The sequence below is a fragment of the Bradyrhizobium sp. Leo114 genome (genome assembly GCF_055229415.2).
The window spans coordinates 1-1914 of record NZ_JBUYEN020000148.1 but is presented as its reverse complement, the minus strand read 5'-3'; the positions used below and the strand labels follow the sequence as shown (position 1 = coordinate 1914).

Below are 1914 nucleotides of genomic sequence, written 5' to 3'. Positions count from 1 at the left end.
GTCGCCCCCTTCAGAGGGGAGCACCCAATCATCGCCCAGCGGCAGCGTCAATCACCCCGATCGGGCAATCCAAAGCATTCCGCGCAAGTCAAGGCCGGGCACGGCGATCCTCTCGTGACGCTCACGATTTCTCTGCAGTTCAACCTGGAGAAGCGGCTGTCTGACGCTGAGCTGCCGATTGCGGGACTATTTCTCTGGGCGCTTGCGCATGGTCTTGAACTGCTACTCATTGATGGTGAAGTCGTGCCAGATGAATACCGCAAAGACATAGTTCATCGGGTTCTCCAGCTTGCTGGGACCGGTCTCGACGGCGCTCGGGCGTGAAGGTCTCGCTCGAATCCTTAAGGTCATGGGGGCCGACTTTGCTCGATTTTCCACCTCGGCTTGGGGTCAAAGGATATTTGTTGGCCCGGGCGCACCGCGGACGCCGTGCAGAGAATTGGAACAATGGGTATTTCTGGAGAAGATCGCACGGGAGAAGCGCAGACAGCCTTGCGACCGATCGTCGGACTGACAGCGAACCTTCCGAAAGACATCCTCGAAACGATTGTCGTCGAGGCAATCCACAAGCATCGCCTCCTTCGCGACATTGCCGAGTTATACGTACCGACTATGCCGGCCGATTGAGGATGCGGTCAGATCAGGCCGAGCTTCGTCGCGAGTGCCGTGGCTTGGGCGAGACTTCCCGCATCGAGCACCTTGCGGGCGTTGTTGAGATGAAAATTCACGGTCGCGAACGACATGTTTTCGAGGCTGGCGATCGACTTCATCGGCTTTCCCTCAGCCGACCATTTGAGGCAGAGGGTCTGCTTGGCCGTCAGCTCGAAAGTTGGCTGCGCGGTCGGCTTCACATTGTGTGCTTCAAGCTTGGCATGCAGGAACGCGACCGCCGTGACGGCGGCGATCTGATCGATATCCTTATCGAGGGTCAAGGACGGTTTGCTCGATGCGAGCGTCAGCATTGACATGTGCCGGCAGGCGGTCCGTATCGGGATGCTGATACCCGATCTGATCCCGAAGTCGCCGGCCTCGGAATAGAAGCGCCGAACCTCCTTCGTTTCCGAATGGCGGGAGCCTCCGGAGCACCAGGTGAATGCGCGCAAAGTCGTGCTGGCGGTTTTTACGACCGGATCAATCGTCGTGTAGTCGCTGTCGAAATAGTGCTTCAGCCACTTCGGCGAATAATTCGAGTAGGCATAAGTTCTGGATGGCTGGATGTAGAGATAGGCGTAGCAGTCAAAGCCCAATTCCTCCACGAGATCCGGCAGCGCTTCCCTCAGAACTTCCTGCGTTCTCGCGGCAGAAGTGACGTCCGTCAGTCTCTGAAACCAGGTTTTTAGGTCCATTCTCCTCGTATCCATTGTTTCTCTGAAGACTTCTTTCCGGCGGCGAGCACCCGGCTCGATTCGGCGCAGGACGCAGTGATGGTGAGATTGAGGTCGGGTGGCGGTGCCGGCTGTGAACGGTAAAAGCTGGCGATCTTCCCATGCCCTACAACGATTTTCGCCGCGCCGCTTCTTGTGTGCACATTGTCGCGAGGGTTCCACGTGAAGCGCTACGCGGTTCGGTTCACCGCGAGATCCTCGCGACAGATCGCGGACAGAAAGATTACTCATAGGTCAGCAATATAGGCGACATCTGGATGCTTGAAGAAGGAACGCACCAAAGCTGGTCTGTTGCCGATGTCGGCGAGCTGGGTGCGGACTCGGTCTTCCAATTTCTCGCCTGCGCGCAGCGGCCGGCGTGCATTGCCAGTGCGCTTGGCATGGCTCCATACGAGCTCGTCGGGATTCAAATCCGGGGCATATCCCGGAAGAAAGTGCAGCGTCAGCTTTCCCTGCGTGCTCGCCACGTAGTCCTTGACCACCGCCTTCTTGTGCGCGGGTAGCCCGTCCACAATCAGATGCAGCGCTT

Annotated in this window: 3 protein-coding genes and 1 pseudogene; 2 read left to right on the top strand and 2 right to left on the bottom strand. The window is 58.0% G+C overall.

Annotation, left to right across the window (positions count from 1 at the left end; translation table 11 throughout):
* Positions 1 to 324 (top strand): annotated as a pseudogene (locus tag ACZIRK_RS45040) (hypothetical protein); the annotation flags it as partial.
* A 123-nt stretch (positions 325 to 447) separates the two neighbouring features.
* Positions 448 to 627 carry a transcriptional repressor TraM gene (locus tag ACZIRK_RS45035; RefSeq protein WP_130231922.1) on the top strand — a complete coding sequence of 60 codons (180 nt, stop codon included), beginning with the start codon at positions 448 to 450 and terminating at the stop codon, positions 625 to 627.
* Positions 628 to 635: 8 nt separating this feature from the next.
* On the opposite strand, the gene ACZIRK_RS45030 is transcribed toward ACZIRK_RS45035, so the two are convergent.
* A complete protein-coding gene (locus tag ACZIRK_RS45030) occupies positions 636 to 1547 on the bottom strand; it encodes an autoinducer binding domain-containing protein (RefSeq protein WP_474419821.1) in 912 nt (303 codons plus the stop codon).
* A 65-nt stretch (positions 1548 to 1612) separates the two neighbouring features.
* On the bottom strand, positions 1613 to 1914 hold a 302-nt coding region (locus ACZIRK_RS45025), incomplete at its 5' end, for a transposase (RefSeq protein WP_474419819.1).

Bases quoted from the DNA above. Each gene is read 5' to 3' on its own strand.
- ACZIRK_RS45035 (WP_130231922.1), top strand. From the start codon at position 448: ATGGGTATTTCTGGAGAAGATCGCACGGGAGAAGCGCAGACAGCCTTG.